Origin of the sequence: Marinobacter sediminicola, assembly GCF_031157525.1 — a bacterium.
Lineage (GTDB): Bacteria > Pseudomonadota > Gammaproteobacteria > Pseudomonadales > Oleiphilaceae > Marinobacter > Marinobacter sediminicola.
The window spans coordinates 103,288-120,158 of sequence record NZ_JAVIXR010000012.1; the positions used below are offsets into that span (position 1 = coordinate 103,288).

Sequence of the window (16,871 nt, forward strand, 5' to 3'; positions counted from 1 at the left end):
ATGAAACTGTACGGCATCCGCAACTGCGACACCGTCAAAAAAGCCCGTAAATGGCTTGATGACCAGGGAATTTCTTACGAATTTCACGACTTCAAAAAAGAAGGTCTGGACAGGGATCGGCTATCCCAATGGGAAGAGGCAGTGGGCTGGGAAACCCTGCTGAACCGCCGAGGCACCACCTGGCGCAAGCTCAGCGAAGAGGTTCGTGATACTATTGGCGCCCTTTCTGCCCACGACATCATGCTGGAAAACACCTCCATCATTAAACGTCCCGTGGTCGAACATAACGGCGCAGTTTATGTCGGCTTTAACGCCGACGACTGGGCAACAACCATCAAATAGCAACTATCAGATAGACAGGAGCAATCACTGCATGAGCTTTGCATTCGGTATAGGTATCGGCAGCCAGAACAACCAGGGCGAATGGCTGGAAGTTTTTTACCAGCAACCGATGATCACACCGGAAACAGAGCTGATAGATGCAGTCGAAACTGTACTGAACTATCAGGGCGGCAATCAGGTCATCCAGGCCACCGCTGAGCAGCTTACCCAACTAGCCACTGCCCTACGCCAGATCGGCGCCACAGAGCAGGCGTCACTGGCAGAGAAGGCTGCCGGCAGCAAGCGCCCAGTGGTCGTGACGGTACTGCAAACAGACGGTACTGCATCCAGCACGCCAGAGGTTTACCTCAAGCTGCACCTGATTTCCCATCGACAAGTAAAGCCCCACGGGCTCAAGCTTGACGGCATCTTCGGCCTGTTGCCGAACCTTGCTTGGACTAACGAAGGCGCGATTGATTTGAACGAGCTGCCAGACCGCCAGCTTAAAGCCCGCCTTGAAGGTCGGACTCTGGAAGTAAAATCTGTCGACAAATTCCCACAAATGACGGACTACGTGGTACCCAGCGGCGTTCGTATTGCGGACACCGCGAGAGTGCGCCTTGGTGCCTACGTGGGCGAAGGCACAACCGTAATGCACGAAGGCTTTATCAACTTCAATGCCGGCACAGAAGGTACGAGCATGGTTGAGGGCCGCATTTCTGCGGGCGTTATGGTTGGAAAAGGTTCCGATCTGGGCGGCGGTTGCTCCACCATGGGCACCCTTTCCGGTGGCGGCAACATGGTTATTTCCGTGGGTGAAAACTGCCTGATCGGCGCGAATGCAGGCATCGGCATTCCTCTGGGTGACCGCTGCACGGTTGAATCCGGCCTATATGTTACAGCCGGCACCAAGGTTGCCTTACTCGACGGCAACAACGAGCTAGTGGAAGTGGTAAAAGCCCGCGATCTGGCCGGTAAGCCAGACTTGCTCTTCCGCCGCAACAGCCAATCCGGCGCTGTGGAATGCAAAACCAACCAATCCGCCATCGAGCTGAATGAAGAACTGCATGCAAACAACTAATTCCCCAACGCTCGACTTGGCCATTGACCTGATCAGCCGCCCTTCGGTATCTCCAGAAGACGCCGGCTGCCAGGAGTTGATGATGTCTCGCCTGGCCCCTCTTGGATTTAGCGGCGAACACATGCGCTTTGGCGATACCGACAATCTCTGGGCCCGCAAAGGCACTGAGGGCCCTGTTCTGGCGTTTGCCGGCCATACCGATGTGGTGCCTACCGGGCCGGAGAAAAACTGGGCTCACCCACCGTTTGACCCGGTTATAAAAGACGGTTACCTCCTTGGCCGTGGCGCTGCAGATATGAAAGGCAGCCTTGCGGCATTCGTTACTGCCTGCGAGCGTTTCGTGAGCACCCATCCAGATCATCGTGGCTCCATTGCTCTGCTGATCACAAGCGATGAGGAAGGCCCGGCCCAGAACGGCACCGTAAAGGTGATCGAAGCACTGGAAGCCCGTTCAGAAAAGATGGACTGGTGTTTGATTGGTGAGCCATCGAGCACGCAAGAAGTGGGTGATGTGATCAAGAATGGACGGCGCGGCTCCTTGCACGGCTACCTCACTGTGCATGGCACCCAAGGCCACGTGGCCTACCCGCACTTGGCGGAAAATGCCATTCATGCCGTTGCACCCGCTCTGCACTCCTTGGCTAACGAGTTCTGGGATAACGGCAACGATTACTTCCCACCCACCACTTTTCAGATCACCAAAGTGGAAGCCGGCACCGGTAGTAACATCATTCCCGGTGAGTGTTTGGTGCACTTCAACTTCCGTTACTGCACAGAGAACACTGCAGAAAGCCTTGAAGAGCGGGTTGTCGCTACGCTTGATCGACACAACCTGAAATATGACCTGCAATGGCATCTCAGTGGCCGACCTTTCCTCACTGATAAGGGTGCATTGGTCTCCGCCACTCAAAGCGCCATCCGCAATGTGACCGGGCGTGAAACCGAGCTCTCTACCTCAGGGGGCACGTCTGATGGGCGTTTCATTGCACCTACCGGCGCACAGGTTGTGGAACTGGGACCGATCAATGCGACGATTCACAAGGTGAACGAGTGTGTGAAAGCTGACGATCTGGACACCCTCTCCCAAATCTATGAACAGATTCTGGTGGAACTGCTCGCCTGAACTGCAGATTCAAGACAATCTGAAACCAAGAGGCCAGAGCTTATGCCCTGGCCTCTTGGTTTGTAAGAACGCATTCATGAATCAATAATGCGGAGGCGGAGCCTCTTCCTCTTCACGCTTGATATTGGATGAAGAAACATCCTTTATCTGACTGTGCAGTAATCGCTTGGCATTCCAGAGTTCACGAATATCCATCTCCTGTTTTGCCACCTGCTCGCTCAAGGTATTGATAACGTCGTCCTGAAAGGCAAGCCGTGTTTCAAGTTCATCCAGTCTGTTTTGAAGGTCTTTTTGGCTCATCAGGTACTAAAGCTCCGTCAGATGAATAATTCACGTAGATGGGTAGAAAGTGCAGCCAAAATGCCTTCTAACGACATTCTGTGGCATTCGGCACAACAGGCGCTTGGTAAGCAGCAGGGATAATCTGCTATCATGCCGCTTTTGCCCGCCCGAGTTCCCGTTTTCCAGGAAATCAGGCGGTAATCACTGGCCGGATAAACGATTTTACCCGATATCCGGTTTTTTATCGTCAGCGTTAATGAAATATGGAGAATTCTCAGTCAATGCGTAATCCAGCCAAAGCGATCCTTGTTGCTATTCTGATCGCTATTCCCGCCCCATTTATCCTAGGCTTTCTGCTGGTTTCTTTTACCCCGGAGCTGTTCCAGATCCTGTCTCAGTCCCAGAGCAATGAATTGGCAACAAGCACGCCGTTCGTTCTCGGCAGCGCGCAGGGTATCGCAGCATACGTTATCAGCTTAATTGTTTTTGGCATTGTCGGCTTTGTGGCCGTTGCCATCGCAGCCAAGCAGCCCACACGGGGCTCGTCGAAGCGCGCCAGCTCACCATCACGTAGCCAGAGTTCCAACCAGAACTATGCCGATGATGAAGCCGACTACGACGACGACAGCCCGGAAGGCGACGAAGAAGGCACTGTAAAGTGGTTTAACGTCAAGAAGGGCTTCGGCTTTATTGTCCGCGACAGCGGAGACGAAGTATTTGTTCACTTCCGTGCCATTCGTGGAAGTGGCCGCCGCGTGCTTCGCCAAGGCCAACTGGTTCGATTCAGCGTTGTTGACGCCGACAAGGGCCTGCAAGCAGATAATGTTTCTATCCTGAGCGACTGAAACCTGATCTGATGTAAAAAGGCAGCCTGCTATTTATTTAGCGGCTGCCTTTTTTCGTTCTGAGCCTCTTAATTCCTGGGCACTCAGTTCCAAACAACAAGCTGCTCGCCGCGACTATCCAGCCGCCACCATTTCTCATCTTCCGCTGGCTCGCCTTCTTTCCACTCTCCCGGGCTGCAGCGGATTTCAGTGTCCATGGTTCGCCATGCACTGCGTGCACACTCCAGATCGCTGTTCCAGGGTAGCTGCTCACCTTCTATAATTAGTGATGTAAATCGCTTCCCGAACGCCTGGGGATAGAGGGTTACTTTCAGCTGAGCTTCCCCAAAAATAGCCGTACCCTTGGTAACGGATGCAACATCACTGTCATCGAGTACCAACTGCTTTACATGGCCTTCAAGCCAGCGATGAACGGCGCCTGTTTCCAAGTCACGAATGTAGATTTCCAGATCCTGCACTCGCAGATTCTCCATGGTGGTGATCACAATGGGGCCCATAGTGAACCGGCCCGGGCCGCGCTGCAAGCCAGCGTTCCAGTTCATACCGTAAATCCTCCACCATTAGTCGGTTCAAGGTTCCGGCAGCTTTGCGTTCATGCCAGGCTACTTCAGCAGCCGTGCGCAGCAAATGTATTTCCTCGAACGACTGCTCAATCTCTTCGAGTGGTTCTTGTCGCGCCATAGCAACAAGGCTCTGACGCCGGAGCGTGTCGGCCTGCCCGGACAACGCTACGGATCCTACCGGGCCACGCCGCGCAAACAGTTCCAGCCGTGCCGCAGCTCGCTCCACCCACTGCAACATTCCTCCGGGCGTACACACACATCGACTGTGCCGGGATGAGGCAAATTGAATCACGGGTTGAGAGAGCAGTATATTCCAGCGGCGCTCGATGTTTGCTTGATGGGCAACCAGAATGGCTTTGCGCTGCAGCTCGCTGGATAGCGGCATGTTACATACCTCCAGCGTACGCCCAAGCTGTTGCTCCAGAGCACGGCATGGCTTTTCGCTGCCTTGTGGCGTATCTGGCCCCAACAGCACTATAGGCCCTTGCCATCGCTGGACAAGCTCGGATGCCAGACCCAATGGGCGATCCATCAATGCCAACAAATCCACCGGCGCTACATTATCCAGCACCAAAACCGGCCAAGGCTTTTTACCATTGGCGGGAATGACCGCAAGCTCGCTGGCCATCACCTCCGTTTCACTGCGCAGATCCATCTCAACATATGGCTGCGCCAGTGACGACAACAGGGACCGCAGCCAAACAGACTTGCCCGCGCCACGCTCTCCCCTGACCCAAACCACCACCCCCGGCGTTGCTGCAAGAGTAATGGATACATCTTCTGCAAGCTCGATCCAATCCGCATCGGTGATCACTACCGGCGCGGCCTCTTCATCCTCAATGCCCGGCCTTTCCGAACGTCCGCCTTCACTACACATATCACTCGATTCAGGCCACCGTGACACCAACTCCAGCACAGCAACGTAAGCCTTTTCCTGCAGGCGCTCGGCATGTCTTGCGAGCACTTCCAGAAGCTGAGGCCAATCAAGCCAGGCAGGCGTATCAAAGGATTCTCGAGCGGTTGCCAGCCAGTAGATGAGCTGGGAGGACAGCAGGCCTTCACCGCCTACTTCAGTCACTATGGGTTGTTCACATTGTATGGTGCGGATCAGCTCGTCCATATCCACGCCTGAGCCGCGCAAGAAGTTCCTCACGGAAGGGCTGGATTCCAACAAAGCGAGCAGGAAATCTTCAACCGTAATGACTACGCCGCCACGACGATCAACATCTTCGCGGGCATTCAGTAATGCAGTCTGACATTGGGGGGCGAGGCATCCTTGCCAATCTTCCATCAAACGTTTCCCTGTTTTATCGCATCGTCCTGATGCTTGAAGCGTTAGTTAAAACTAACTTTTAGTATCTTCGCAATTCTATGGTTGTTTCGCGCTATCTGCAATTCCAGCGGGCATACCGCACTCACCAGCTGCCGGTATTCTCCATACTCACCCAAGGCTCTTTAGGCGCCAACGGCTCGCCTTTCTGTAGTAACTCTATGGAAATATTGTCTGGTGAACGGATAAACGCCATGTACCCATCCCGAGGTGGGCGGTTGATCGTAACGCCACCGGCCTGCAGCGACTCACAAAGCGCATAGATGTCATCCACTCGATAAGCCAGATGGCCAAAGTTACGACCACCGTCATACTCTTCCGGATCCCAGTTATAGGTCAGCTCCAGCGTAGGCGCCTTATGCTCACGCGCTTGAGCTTCGTCCTTTGCCGCTGCGAGAAACACGAGCGTAAATCGGCCTTTCTCACTGTCTCTACGGTCGATCTCAACCATACCCAGCAAGTCACAAAAAAAATGCAGGGATTTCTCAAGATCCCTTACGCGGATCATCGTATGTAGGTACTGCATACTGCCTCCTTCCGTATCCTTTTGCTTCAAGCGGTGAACCCTGCGCTTTGACTGGCACGGGACTGCCGCATCTTTATTACCACACAGTTTACGGTATTCTGGACGGATGGACGCAAACCTCAAGCCCGAACTGATCAGCCCTTACCGCACACCAGCGATCAACCACCTCGCCTGGTTGTGCCAGGCACAGCAACTGGCACATTCGCCGATCACTTTTGAGCCTGCAGTGTATCTGCCTTCGAACTACCCTGACCTGCTCAAGCTATGGGATGAAGATCCTGAGGCTGCACCTCCGTTACTGAGGGAGCCGCCACAGCGCAGGCTGGGATTCTATTTCGAACGACTGTATCAGGTTTTGCTGGAAGACCTGCTCGGCTGGCCCATTCTGATGAAGAACCAACAGATACAATCTGCCGGGCACACCATCGGAGAGCTGGATTTCGTGGTGCACAATCGTGCAGAAGACCGCATTGAACACCACGAAATTGCCATCAAGTTCTACCTTGGCGTGCCAGAGTCCAACGGAACGACCCTCTGGTACGGCCCCAATGCCAGAGACCGACTGGATATAAAAACAACGAGCCTGCTCGAACAACAAAGCCGGCGCACATGGTTGCCGGAAACACTCGCAATGCTCTCCGAATCTGGCATTACCGGCCCGCTGACACCACGGATTTTCATGCCGGGGTATTTGTTCTATCCCGATGCCTCCCAGGCAACAGCGCCGGATTATGTTCCCAGCGAGCATCTGCGTGGGCGGTGGCTGTATGTTTGCCACGCAAAAGCACTAGACACATCGCATTGGGTTGTACTCAACAAACCACACTGGATTGGCGGCTGGTTTCAGGGCGAGAAGCCAGATGCCGAACTTGCTATGGATGCTCTGAGGCGCGTAGAAGACAGAGGCATTCCGCAGCTGTTTGCCGTATTGCGGGAAGATCCGCGGGTCGGCAATTGGCACGAGGTGGATCGGGTGTTTGTGGTGCCGGAAGATTGGCCATGATTTTCGTACCAATTTCAGGAAACGCCTGCCACAATAAGCCAATAATATCAGCACTATGCAGATCAAGCTTGCAAGCAAAGCAGGCCGCTAAAACACTGATAAAGGATAGGCATCATGGATGACCACAGCCAATTTCGACTGCTTTCAAAGCGCCGGTTCCTGCCGTTTTTCCTGACGCAATTTTCCGGCGCCTTCAACGACAATCTGTTCCGCAATGTCCTGCTGCTTTTAATTACCTATACCGCAGGTGGTTTGATGGGCCTGCCGATTGATGTGGCGGTAAATATTGCGGCCTTCGTGTTCATTGTGCCGTTCTTTCTGTTCTCCGGTATTGCTGGTCAATTGGCGGACAAATACGAAAAGTCCCAGGTTATCCGATGGGTAAAACTGGCAGAAATTGCAATCATGGTGCTGGCCGCTGTTGGCTTGTGGCACGGATGGTATGAGGCTTTGCTGCTGTTATTATTCCTGATGGGTGTACAGTCCACCTTCTTTGGCCCGGTCAAATATGCCCTCCTGCCCCAAGTGCTCACAAACGATGAGCTCGTGGGCGGCAATGCTCTGGTAGAAATGGGCACCTTCGTTGCGATTTTGGTGGGTACGCTTGCGGCCGGCTTGTTAATGGGCAGCGAGCAGCCGGAGAAACTGGCGGCAATCGGTGTAGTGGTTCTTGCCGTTGTTGGTTATCTGGCCGCACGAAAAGTTCCGGTGACGGGCGCTACTAACCCAGAGATGACCATTGGTTTCCGGCCACTGCGAGAAACCTGGAACCTGATGCGGCTGGCAGCCGAGAATCACTCAGTGTTGTTGTGCATCATGGCCATTTCCTGGTTCTGGTTTCTGGGCGCCGCCTACCTCACCCAATTCCCCAGCTTCGCGCAAACGGATCTGATGGGCGACGAAACCGTTGTCACCTTGCTGCTCGCCGTATTCACCATCGGGATCGCATTGGGCTCAGTTGCCTGTGAACGGCTGTCCGGGCATCGGATAGAACTGGGCATAGTGCCCATCGGCTCGCTGGGCATCAGCCTGTTCGGGCTTGATCTGTACTTCAACATGCCCGCCAATCCGGTACCGACCGACTGGTGGATGATCATCACCGACAGCCAGCACCGGCAACTGGCCATTGACCTTCTGGGTATCGGCTTCTTTGGTGGCCTGTTTATCGTGCCGCTATATGCCTTTGTACAACAGCAAACCCCGGAGCCCCGGCGGGCCCGCGTAATTGCGGCATTGAACGTATTCAACGCCCTATTCATGGTAGTCAGCGCTGGTATGGGTATTTTAATGCTGGGCGTGATCGGGCTCAGCATTCCGGAGTTCTTTCTGGTGCTCTCCATCATGAACCTGATCGTGGCTGGCTTCGTTTATCAGCAGGTTCCCGAGTTCGCTTTGCGGTTTATTGTCTGGATACTGTCACACACCATCTACCGGGTGCGCCACGAAGGCCTTCGCCAGATTCCCGAGGAAGGCCCGGTACTGTTGGTTTGTAACCACGTAACCTATATGGATGCATTTATCATTGCCGGCGCAGTGCGCAGGCCCATCCGTTTTGTAATGGACCACCAAATCTTCAAAACGCCCGTTCTTGGCGCCCTGTTCAGGCTCGCCAAAACCATCCCGATTGGTCCCAAAGCCAAAGTGCCTGAGATTTACGAGACAGCTTTCAACCGCATCGACGAAGAGCTGGATGCTGGTAACGTGGTGTGTATATTCCCGGAAGGAAAACTGACATCTGACGGCGAAGTAGGCACCTTCAAAAACGGGGTTGAAATTATCATCCAGCGCAGGCCCGTAACGGTTGTGCCCATGGCACTTCGGGGGCTATGGGGCAGCTTTTTCAGCCACTGCGGCGGGCCGGCGCTGAGCCACCTTCCGAAACGTTTCTGGTCGCGGATCGAATTGGTGGCTGGCGAGCCGGTTTCGGCAGAAAAAGCGACTGCTGAGATGTTGGAGCAGCGGGTTAAAGGTTTGAGGGGGAGTGGTCAGTGAGCTGCTGACCCTCTGGCCTTCGATCGCCGATCCCAAGCATCATTCAAAAATATACATTCCGTTTTCATCCTTCTTCACATCCATAAATCCCATGTGAGGAAACAGTCGAACCTTTATTGAATACGAGAGCACGCACCCTGAAATCGCCAACAGAACACCCACGACTCTTTTTGAGCTTCTCGAAAATCTCATTTCGGCTAAATCCCTGCTTTATGAGTTCTTTTATTTGATAATCCATTGTCTACTCTCCTTGTAACATCAAATTGGCCATGGGCCTGCCAGGTACTCAGCACAACTTCCAGACAGCCTTTCGCCAGTTTCTTCGGCGATCAGGCGGTCACCCTGCCAGAGGGGGATACCCATCAACCAGAAGCGTCAACACTCTGTAACTGAATAACACCACCGTTCAGCGCTGAACTCATGATTGCTGAAACCAAAATGAATGGAACCGCCACGAAATAAGTAGGGAATCCGGCATCACCAAATATATTGATCAGCGCTACCACGCCAACCGTTGCCGCCCCAATGGTTAGTATTAAAACCGATACTTTTGCTTTTAGCTCTGATTCGGCATCCGCATTAATCTTTACCAGTACCCCACACTGGGAACACTCAACAGGCTCAGATTTCCCAAGCATTTCCATCTGATCTGCAGCAAGTTGATTCCTACCATCGCAGGCTGTGCATGTCGCTTCTACACAATCACTCATTTTCACCATCCCTGGAGTTGAATTAATTTTTAATCTTTGTCTACTGTATTGATTCGTGTGTCGCCGCTGAGCCCCTCTGCCTACCAAGCTTCCCAGGCTCTGCGCCTGCCTCGGTTAGCTTCCTGGCCGCAAGGTCAGGCCATTAAGGGCTTTTTGTCTCAAATTGGCCAAGAGCCATCAGGGCGCTTCTGGCGATATTCTTCCATGGAGACCCTGCCCAATTGAGGCGTGAGCTTGCACCTGCGCTTGCTCCAAGGATACTCGGTTTGTCGCTTCAGCCACTCAACCCCTTCGCCCTTTTTCCAAGCATCTATATCCAGGTCACGCCAGAAGCGGGGGTTGCGGCCGGTTTGCTTATCATGTTCCGCAGTGACCGGATCCAGGTGCCGGAAGGGTTCCAACCTAGGTACATCGGGCAGAGGCCGGGATACATCCATATAGGTCTGGAGCACATCCCAGAGTGCCAGCACCTCAGACTTGCTGGATTCGATGGAGCTGAAGGCGGTGTTGTGGAAGGATTTTTGAGTATAACGATGCAGAAAAATGAGCCGATAAAACACTCCACTTTGCTGGATCACTCGATCCACGTAGGCATCGAATTCCACGAACGGGGCCTCGAAATGCCGCCCTCCTCCCAGAGCCATGCGAACCTGGCCGGTGGTGCGGTTAAACTCGCTGCAGCCGTCCTCCAAAGTTTTATCCAGCTTTTTGTTGATGGTTTTCTCAAAGGGCTTCAGAACGAAGCCCATGCCGGTGCTCATAAGCCAGTTGGTGGTTACTGGCGTTGCCCAGATCGCAAAAGCAAACCACGAAAGCGATAATATTCCCCCGATAATTACTAAAATCTCGGAAGCAATGTTCAGGTTGTCGTTTGCCGTAATGAGCCCCCAGCCCACAACTGCGATACCGCTGAACCACAAGAAAAAGACCCAAATCACCGGAAACAACAAAACCAAAAACTTGAGGCCCAATTTTTCATTCAGAAATCGAATCCGCTGATGGTCCCACCACCAATCTTTAGAAGTGAATTCCGGGTCGGTTTTTTCGTAATCCTGAAGCGTTTCAGCGTCTTGAATTGTACCCTGATAGGGGATAATGCCCGCATAGCTGCCAACTGGCTGAAGCTCTTCGCCGATACGTGTGCGTTCTTTTGGCGATTTCGGAAGAGGACTAATTTCCATGGCCCGAAACGCCTTATCCGTGATGTCGGGCATCGGTTTTAGCTCGCTCATACCGGTGTTTTTCAAGATAGATCGCCCTGACTAGCCTTCCTTGCCTGGAAGCGCTTCCATACCCATCAACCAGAAGCGTCAACACTCTGTAACTGAACAGCACCACCGCTCAGTGCTGAACTCATGATTGCAGAAATCAAAATAAATGGAATCGCCACGAAATAAGTAGGGAATCCGGCATCACCAAACATATTGATCAGCGCTACCACACCAACCGTTGCCGCCCCAATGGTGAGTATTAAAACCGATACTTTTGCTTTTAGCTCTGATTCGGCATCCACTTTAATCTTGACCAGTACCCCACACTGGGAACATTCAACAGGCTCGGATTTCCCAAGCAATTCCATCTGATCTGCCGTAAGTTGATTCCTACCATCGCAGGCTGTGCATGTCGCTTCTACACAATCACTCATTTTCACCATCCCTGGAGTTGAATTATTTTTTAATCTTTGTCTACTGTATTGATTCGTGTGTCACCGCTGAGCCCCCTCTGCCTGGCAAGCCTCTCAGGCTCTGCGCCTGCCTTGGTTAGCTTCCTGGCCGCAATGTCAGGCCACTAAGGGGCTCTTTGTCTCAAATTGGCCAAGAGCCCGCTGGGCGATTCTGGCGATATTCTTCCATCGAAATTCTGCCCAGTTGGGGTGTCAGTTTGCACACCCTACTATCCCACGGATACTCTCGTTGGCGCCTAAGCACCTCCTGTCCCTCACCGGTTTTCCATTCCTCCAGGTTCAAGTCACGCCAGTAGCGGGGTTTGCGGCCAATATCTTCGTCATATTTGCGAGTCACTGGGTCCAGGTGGCGGAAAGGCTCCAAGCGAGGGACATCCGGCAGAGGCTGAGACACGTCCATGTAGCGTTGAAGCATGTCCCACAGCGCGTAAACTTCGGTTTTCCGGGCTTCAATGCCGCTGAACCAGAGCTTATTGAAGGTCTTCTGGGTATAGCGATGCACGAACATCAACCGGTAGAAAATACCACCCTGCTGGACGACTCTCTCAACATAGGCATCAAACTCTACGAAGGGCGCTTCGAAAAAGCGTTTTCGCCCAAGGGCAAACCGGATCTGGCCTGTTTGCCGGTTGAACTCGCTGCAGCCGTCTTCGAACACCTGATCCAGTTTTTTGTTGATGCCTTTTTCAAAGGGCCTCATAACAAAGCCGATACCGGTGCTCATGAGCCAGTTGGTGGTGGGGGGGATGATCCACAATGAAAAAAACAGCCATCCTGGCCCAAGAACACATAGCAGCAACACAAGAAGAAGAGCAGGAAGCTCATATGTTTCAGCCAGTTGCACCCAGCCCCAGACAATAGCGGCTCCGCCGCCAATTATTAGCGTAAAAACCCACGTGAAGGGTAGTAGCAAGAGAAGAAACTTGAACCCAAGCTTCTCATTTAAAAAACGAATTTTCTGATGATCCCACCACCAGTCTTTACTCTTAAACTCAGGATCCGTCTGTTCGTTCGTTTGCAGCGCATCCACATCTTCAATAATCCGATAATAAGGGTCGGCATCGGCGTAGGTACCTAGCGGCTGTAATTCATCACCAAAGCGACTACGTTCTCTTGGGCTCTCCGGAAGTGCGCTAATGGTGCTACCCCTATAAACAGTCGCGGTAAAAATCGACGCCTCCTTCTTGTTACTCACACAAACACCTCAGTAAAGAACCAGTAAGGAGACTCGGGTTGCGAATACGGATTCAAAAGCGACCTGCTTTTCAGTGGCGGTGTTCCATGACGCTTTCTATTAAAAGCCTCATAGTTCTCATGGACAGGTGCCGGGAACACGAGTGGTCCCAACTCGGTATCTACTACCGCTTGCAACCCGACTCTCACACTGGTGGTAATCGACTGGCTATATCCAAAACGGCTGTAGTCACTTTCTGGTATTTCTCGTTTTACCAAAAACCGAACCGCCGACTGATGGGGAAGCGACTGCCTTCCGGTAATTTTGCGCAACAAAGTGGTACTCAGTACCTGATCTGTCTCGACCTTACCGGCGCTTGAGGAAGCCATTGAAGACGAGAGATAAGCAACTTCCTGCACCACAAGGCTGAATGGGTTGGGCAGCGCCTCTGAAAGGGATTTACTTGTGATTTTCAGTCTGCTGATTAAAGGTGTCTGCAGAGTAATAACATAATCATCAGGCGCCGGTTGCTCGCCAGAGTGAGTCAAGTCCGGATCAGGGTCAATATCAGCATACTGTTGTGCTGTTACCCGAATAGGCGTTAACAGCGACAGCAATTGGCTATAGTAGGCTTTCTCCTCAATTCCGCTCGAGGCCTCGGTGGGATAAATGCCAAAAGGGCCAAGTTTCAGTAGCTTCTCAAACGGGTCATCTGCCGTATTCCCCGCATACAATCCACCTCCTACTACCATTCCCATTCCTAATACTGCCCAGCCCCACCCAGGAATACCCAGAACTCCTGCAAGTAGAGGATTCATCATAAATATCATCCCGCCAGTCATTGCCAAGGCGTGTCCTGCCGCCGCATCAAAGTCCTTGTTGGCAAGGCTGATTCTCCACTCCCAAAAACTAAGCCCGGCGCCAACTCCTGCTCCAATGAAGCTGACAAGACCAACGGTTCGTAATAAAGTCTGTGCACCAACCGTTTGCAATCGTTTTCCGATCAGCCACACGTTCTTCATATCGAAAAGTGGCCTCGTGGCCAACCTATATACTCTACTGGTACTACCCGCCTGCTCGCCTAACACTTGGCTAAGCTTTAGCGATGCAGCAGTTAAGTCAGCCATAGCCCCCAGTGTTTTGCTTGCGGCCAATGACAAATTGCCATCGGCTGCCTGTAAGACTCGAAGAACGTTATTGGTCTCCAGGAAAACATTAAACGCTGCCAAAACCACTAACCCTCGAGACACCGTCGGTCCATCCACCACCTTGCCAACCCGTTTGGCAAAATCGACTTTAGTCAGGCTCAGTTTTTGAGCTTCCGGATGGCCATCCGGGACAAAAAACACTGTTATTCCACCTGCAGTTTTATGAATTGCCTCTTCTAACGCGTTGGCTGCTCGAGATGGACTGGTTGAAGCCATCAGTTCACCGGAGTCGTCGAGCAGATCTGCAGTCAGATAGTCTTTTGCCCTGGTAAGCACCTCAGTGCGGTCAATTTTCGACAATCCCCGATTAACACCATTGCCGTATACACCAAGGATAGAGCCCTTCATGCGGGCACCAGCTCGATCCATCAAATCAATGCCATTCAGGTTAGGGTCCGTTAAAACAAAGTTAGAAGAGGCCGCCTGCATAACGCGCTGAATGCCGATCTGCTTAATTGCGTCTTCTTCAATCAGTCGTTTACACACCGTCAGTATCGCCGAACTCCACTCATCCAGCGCGCCTGAAACAAGTGCTCCAACCTTGCCAGCGCCAGAGACATTTTCTGCCGCCTCTCCTTCTTCACTTTGTTTTTCCTTCAATTGCTTTTCAAGAAAAATCAAAGACTGTAGATTCAACTTGCTCAGCACACTCTCATCAATATCCGTTTGATCTTGCACCAGTCTCTTCAGTCGCTCCAACTGTAAAGATTGCTCCGGTGCCCACTTAGCCAGTAGGTCGCTATCCACAAGCCAGCGTTTTAAAGCCCCAAACAACGCAAAGTTTCCGGCAACCCCCTGGGCTTTCAGAACACCGGGGATCTGCTGTAACAAGTTGAGCTTATCAGCAATTAAAAGGTAAGCTTCAGAGATAGCTCCGTCATTACGGTTTCGGTAGTCCTCCCACACTGAAAGCAGCTCACGCCCGCTCATAAGGCTTTTTAGCTGTGCTACATGCCGTTCTATAACAGCAATCGCATGGTTCTTTTCGCCTGCGTCGAGCATCTCGTCCAACTTCGTCAGGTCAATAGCCTCGGCGTATTTCGCCAGTGAACTCTTGCCACCTTTTAGTGTTGGATCAAAAACTGCCTGGCGAATTAACATTGCCGAATGGGACATGGGGTTCTGTTGTATTGTCGCGTCCACCGCATCCAGGTAATACAGTGCCAAATGCAGTTGGGTCAGCGAATGGCGTAGTTTGAACAGCGGATCCGGGATACTCACACACACCAACCCTTCCTGCCGCCGCTGATCAGCCAGCAGGTCACCTCCAGGAGGGCAGCTTATGTCTATATCCAGAGGTGTTGTGTCGTGGGGCTTCTGGCGGTTCGATGTCTCATCCGCAGCCGAGCTTTCTGGTTGACTAAGCGCATCTGACTTCTCTTGCTTATTCAGACGCTTACCTAATCGCACGCAAAGTTCCTGCTCGTCAGGGCCTTCGAATTCCGACACGAAGTCAAGAGGGTTTTCCAGCATCAACTCTATACCGAGGTCCCGCGCTCTCAGCTTAGCAACATGCTTAATACCCGCTGCGGAGAACCCGGTAGCAAACGTAAGAGTATCAACGTTAGCGGCAGCCCAAGCGTGTCCGATGCCGGTGGTTCTTACCTCCCTTGCGCTGCCGTCCTGTTCAAGGTTATGTATGTAACCCCAATCCCATTGCACCTCGCTGTAAGCCATACGAAACTGGTGCATGACTCCCACTCCCTGAAGGAATACCGGCACCAGAACATCTGCTATCCACTTTCCTACACCAGGCCGCGTGCTGTTATCGGAGCTATCCACACCGTTATACTCTGCGCGAGCACGGCGCAGATCGATGTCGCTCATATAACCAGCTTCATTGATTACAAGCTCACGCCATAACGTATCATTGCGAAAAATATAGAGATAACCTGGACGGAGCAGCGCGACACCTTTACCTCGGTAGACACGTGTTCTGCCACTTAATGGGAAATTGTTAGCTACTTCCGCTAACGGTTTGACCCGCAGCAGCGTGTTTTCCTGAAACTCGTGTTGCTCAATATTTGAGCGAGCGTTTTTTAACAGAGGGATTGAGAGTGTGCCCCCGTCCAGCCGGGGAATTGATAACACCAAATCACCAGGGTTGTTATCATCATATTCAGCGCGCCGTCGAATTGCTTTTTCCCGGTTTTCATCGGCAAACGTAACTGAGCTGCTCATTTTGTTTCCTCCCCGGCGGAATCATCTGAGACCACGATCACGTCTTGCTCAAGATCTCCACCAATAATCTCCACAATCAATTCGCGGCGCCTTGGTTCACGCTCAATATTGGATGGATGCACGCTATCTCGCGGCCCAACTTTCGCAAGTTCGTCGCATTCAGTTTTATCTGGTTTTTTACCTAGTAAATTGTTGGGCACTCCCGGCATCACAACACCCTGCCCACTCCCACTCCCCGGCGCCCCACCAGAATTAATCTTGATCCCCGGCCCGCTCAGGGTTACTCCACTGGGATCCAGCTTAATAAAGCTACCGCCGCCAGAAATGGTGATTTCGGCACCGGCATCCAAAACCACTTTGGCACCGGCTTTATGGTGAACTTCAGTCCCGGCTTCGCACAGCGTCGCGCTGCCGGATTTCTGGTGCAGGGTGCCGCCGATGGTCTGGCTGCAGTCGGTTCCGATGGTTTGGCGCTTTTCGCCGTCCACGGTTAAGTGGTCGTTGCTCTTTGTGTGGCTAAAGCGATCATTCTCGACGGTCAGGTGGCTGTCATTCTTGATGACTTCGGTGCGGTTGTTTTCGGTGAGAAGATCCAGATCTTTCTGAGCATGGATGTAAATTTGCTCTTTATCCGCCTCATCCTCAAACCGCAGTTCGTTACTGCCTTCACCCTTGTGGGTCTGGGTTTTCAGGGTGGTGCGGGTTTTGTGTTCCGGCAGCGCGTAGGGCGGTGTGTTGGTGGCGTGGTAGGTTCGGCCAGTGATGATGGGCTGATCCGGGTCGCCATCGAGGAAGGAGACGATCACTTCGTTGCCGATTCTGGGCAGGGCCATGAAGCCATACTGGCC

At 52.6% G+C, this 16,871-nt stretch carries 16 protein-coding genes; 6 read left to right on the forward strand and 10 right to left on the reverse strand.

The window, feature by feature from the left end:
- The 3 genes from RG807_RS15130 to dapE are packed head-to-tail and all read left to right on the forward strand — an operon-like array spanning position 1 to position 2,525.
- Positions 1-342 (forward strand): ArsC family reductase, encoded by a 342-nt coding sequence (locus RG807_RS15130; protein WP_309045635.1) that lies wholly within the window; start codon positions 1-3, stop codon positions 340-342.
- A gap of 31 nt (positions 343-373) precedes the next feature.
- Positions 374-1,402, forward strand: a complete 1,029-nt coding sequence (gene dapD / locus RG807_RS15135) for a 2,3,4,5-tetrahydropyridine-2,6-dicarboxylate N-succinyltransferase (RefSeq protein WP_309045636.1) — start codon at positions 374-376, stop codon at positions 1,400-1,402.
- A complete protein-coding gene (gene dapE, locus RG807_RS15140; protein ID WP_309045637.1) occupies positions 1,389-2,525 on the forward strand; it encodes a succinyl-diaminopimelate desuccinylase in 1,137 nt (378 codons plus the stop codon). Before dapD ends, dapE begins: the two co-directional genes overlap by 14 nt.
- Positions 2,526-2,606: 81 nt before the next feature.
- On the opposite strand, the gene RG807_RS15145 is transcribed toward dapE, so the two are convergent.
- Positions 2,607-2,825: a SlyX family protein gene (locus RG807_RS15145; RefSeq protein ID WP_298450348.1), complete on the reverse strand. Its 219-nt coding sequence runs from the start codon at positions 2,823-2,825 to the stop codon at positions 2,607-2,609.
- Between the two features lie 263 nt (positions 2,826-3,088).
- Here RG807_RS15145 and RG807_RS15150 point away from each other — a divergent pair, with 263 nt between their 5' ends.
- Positions 3,089-3,652: a cold-shock protein gene (locus RG807_RS15150; RefSeq protein ID WP_298450347.1), complete on the forward strand. Its 564-nt coding sequence runs from the start codon at positions 3,089-3,091 to the stop codon at positions 3,650-3,652.
- 83 nt (positions 3,653-3,735) lie between these two features.
- On the opposite strand, the gene RG807_RS15155 is transcribed toward RG807_RS15150, so the two are convergent.
- The 3 genes from RG807_RS15155 to gloA form a co-directional block, all read right to left on the reverse strand.
- Positions 3,736-4,110, reverse strand: coding sequence for a hypothetical protein (locus RG807_RS15155; RefSeq protein WP_309045638.1), 375 nt, complete (start codon positions 4,108-4,110; stop codon positions 3,736-3,738).
- A complete protein-coding gene (locus RG807_RS15160; RefSeq protein WP_309045639.1) occupies positions 4,082-5,506 on the reverse strand; it encodes a hypothetical protein in 1,425 nt (474 codons plus the stop codon). The genes RG807_RS15155 and RG807_RS15160 overlap by 29 nt, the downstream gene beginning before the upstream one ends.
- Positions 5,507-5,630: 124 nt before the next feature.
- The gene (gene gloA, locus RG807_RS15165) at positions 5,631-6,071 is read right to left on the reverse strand and encodes a lactoylglutathione lyase (RefSeq protein ID WP_309045640.1); all 441 of its coding nucleotides are present in this window, start codon (positions 6,069-6,071) and stop codon (positions 5,631-5,633) included.
- Between the two features lie 106 nt (positions 6,072-6,177).
- Here gloA and RG807_RS15170 point away from each other — a divergent pair, with 106 nt between their 5' ends.
- Together RG807_RS15170 and RG807_RS15175 are read left to right on the forward strand one after the other, a co-directional pair.
- Positions 6,178-7,074: a DUF1853 family protein gene (locus RG807_RS15170; RefSeq protein ID WP_309045641.1), complete on the forward strand. Its 897-nt coding sequence runs from the start codon at positions 6,178-6,180 to the stop codon at positions 7,072-7,074.
- Between the two features lie 114 nt (positions 7,075-7,188).
- Entirely contained in the window at positions 7,189-9,066 is a 1,878-nt protein-coding gene (locus RG807_RS15175) for an MFS transporter (protein WP_309045642.1), read from the forward strand.
- 362 nt (positions 9,067-9,428) lie between these two features.
- Here the strand turns inward: RG807_RS15175 and RG807_RS15180 are convergent, their stop codons facing one another.
- The 6 genes from RG807_RS15180 to RG807_RS15205 form a co-directional block, all read right to left on the reverse strand.
- Positions 9,429-9,776, reverse strand: coding sequence for a hypothetical protein (locus tag RG807_RS15180; protein WP_309045643.1), 348 nt, complete (start codon positions 9,774-9,776; stop codon positions 9,429-9,431).
- A 158-nt stretch (positions 9,777-9,934) separates the two neighbouring features.
- Positions 9,935-11,008: a hypothetical protein gene (locus RG807_RS15185; protein ID WP_309045644.1), complete on the reverse strand. Its 1,074-nt coding sequence runs from the start codon at positions 11,006-11,008 to the stop codon at positions 9,935-9,937.
- A 65-nt stretch (positions 11,009-11,073) separates the two neighbouring features.
- The gene (locus RG807_RS15190; protein WP_200369990.1) at positions 11,074-11,421 is read right to left on the reverse strand and encodes a hypothetical protein; all 348 of its coding nucleotides are present in this window, start codon (positions 11,419-11,421) and stop codon (positions 11,074-11,076) included.
- 160 nt (positions 11,422-11,581) lie between these two features.
- Complete coding sequence (locus RG807_RS15195) at positions 11,582-12,655, reverse strand: hypothetical protein (protein ID WP_309045645.1); 1,074 nt, start codon at positions 12,653-12,655, stop codon at positions 11,582-11,584.
- Positions 12,652-16,023, reverse strand: coding sequence for a hypothetical protein (locus tag RG807_RS15200; protein WP_309045646.1), 3,372 nt, complete (start codon positions 16,021-16,023; stop codon positions 12,652-12,654). Before RG807_RS15200 ends, RG807_RS15195 begins: the two co-directional genes overlap by 4 nt.
- On the reverse strand, positions 16,020-16,871 hold an 852-nt coding region (locus tag RG807_RS15205; RefSeq protein WP_309045647.1), incomplete at its 5' end, for a type VI secretion system Vgr family protein. The genes RG807_RS15205 and RG807_RS15200, both read right to left, overlap by 4 nt.

Bases quoted from the DNA above. Each gene is read 5' to 3' on its own strand.
- dapD (WP_309045636.1), top strand. From the start codon at position 374: ATGAGCTTTGCATTCGGTATAGGTATCGGCAGCCAGAACAACCAGGGC.
- RG807_RS15200 (WP_309045646.1), bottom strand. From the start codon at position 16,023: ATGAGCAGCTCAGTTACGTTTGCCGATGAAAACCGGGAAAAAGCAATT.
- RG807_RS15130 (WP_309045635.1), top strand. From the start codon at position 1: ATGAAACTGTACGGCATCCGCAACTGCGACACCGTCAAAAAAGCCCGT.
- RG807_RS15180 (WP_309045643.1), bottom strand. From the start codon at position 9,776: ATGAGTGATTGTGTAGAAGCGACATGCACAGCCTGCGATGGTAGGAAT.
- RG807_RS15175 (WP_309045642.1), top strand. From the start codon at position 7,189: ATGGATGACCACAGCCAATTTCGACTGCTTTCAAAGCGCCGGTTCCTG.
- dapE (WP_309045637.1), top strand. From the start codon at position 1,389: ATGCAAACAACTAATTCCCCAACGCTCGACTTGGCCATTGACCTGATC.
- RG807_RS15170 (WP_309045641.1), top strand. From the start codon at position 6,178: ATGGACGCAAACCTCAAGCCCGAACTGATCAGCCCTTACCGCACACCA.
- RG807_RS15145 (WP_298450348.1), bottom strand. From the start codon at position 2,825: ATGAGCCAAAAAGACCTTCAAAACAGACTGGATGAACTTGAAACACGG.
- RG807_RS15160 (WP_309045639.1), bottom strand. From the start codon at position 5,506: ATGGAAGATTGGCAAGGATGCCTCGCCCCCCAATGTCAGACTGCATTA.
- RG807_RS15150 (WP_298450347.1), top strand. From the start codon at position 3,089: ATGCGTAATCCAGCCAAAGCGATCCTTGTTGCTATTCTGATCGCTATT.
- gloA (WP_309045640.1), bottom strand. From the start codon at position 6,071: ATGCAGTACCTACATACGATGATCCGCGTAAGGGATCTTGAGAAATCC.
- RG807_RS15185 (WP_309045644.1), bottom strand. From the start codon at position 11,008: ATGAGCGAGCTAAAACCGATGCCCGACATCACGGATAAGGCGTTTCGG.
- RG807_RS15190 (WP_200369990.1), bottom strand. From the start codon at position 11,421: ATGAGTGATTGTGTAGAAGCGACATGCACAGCCTGCGATGGTAGGAAT.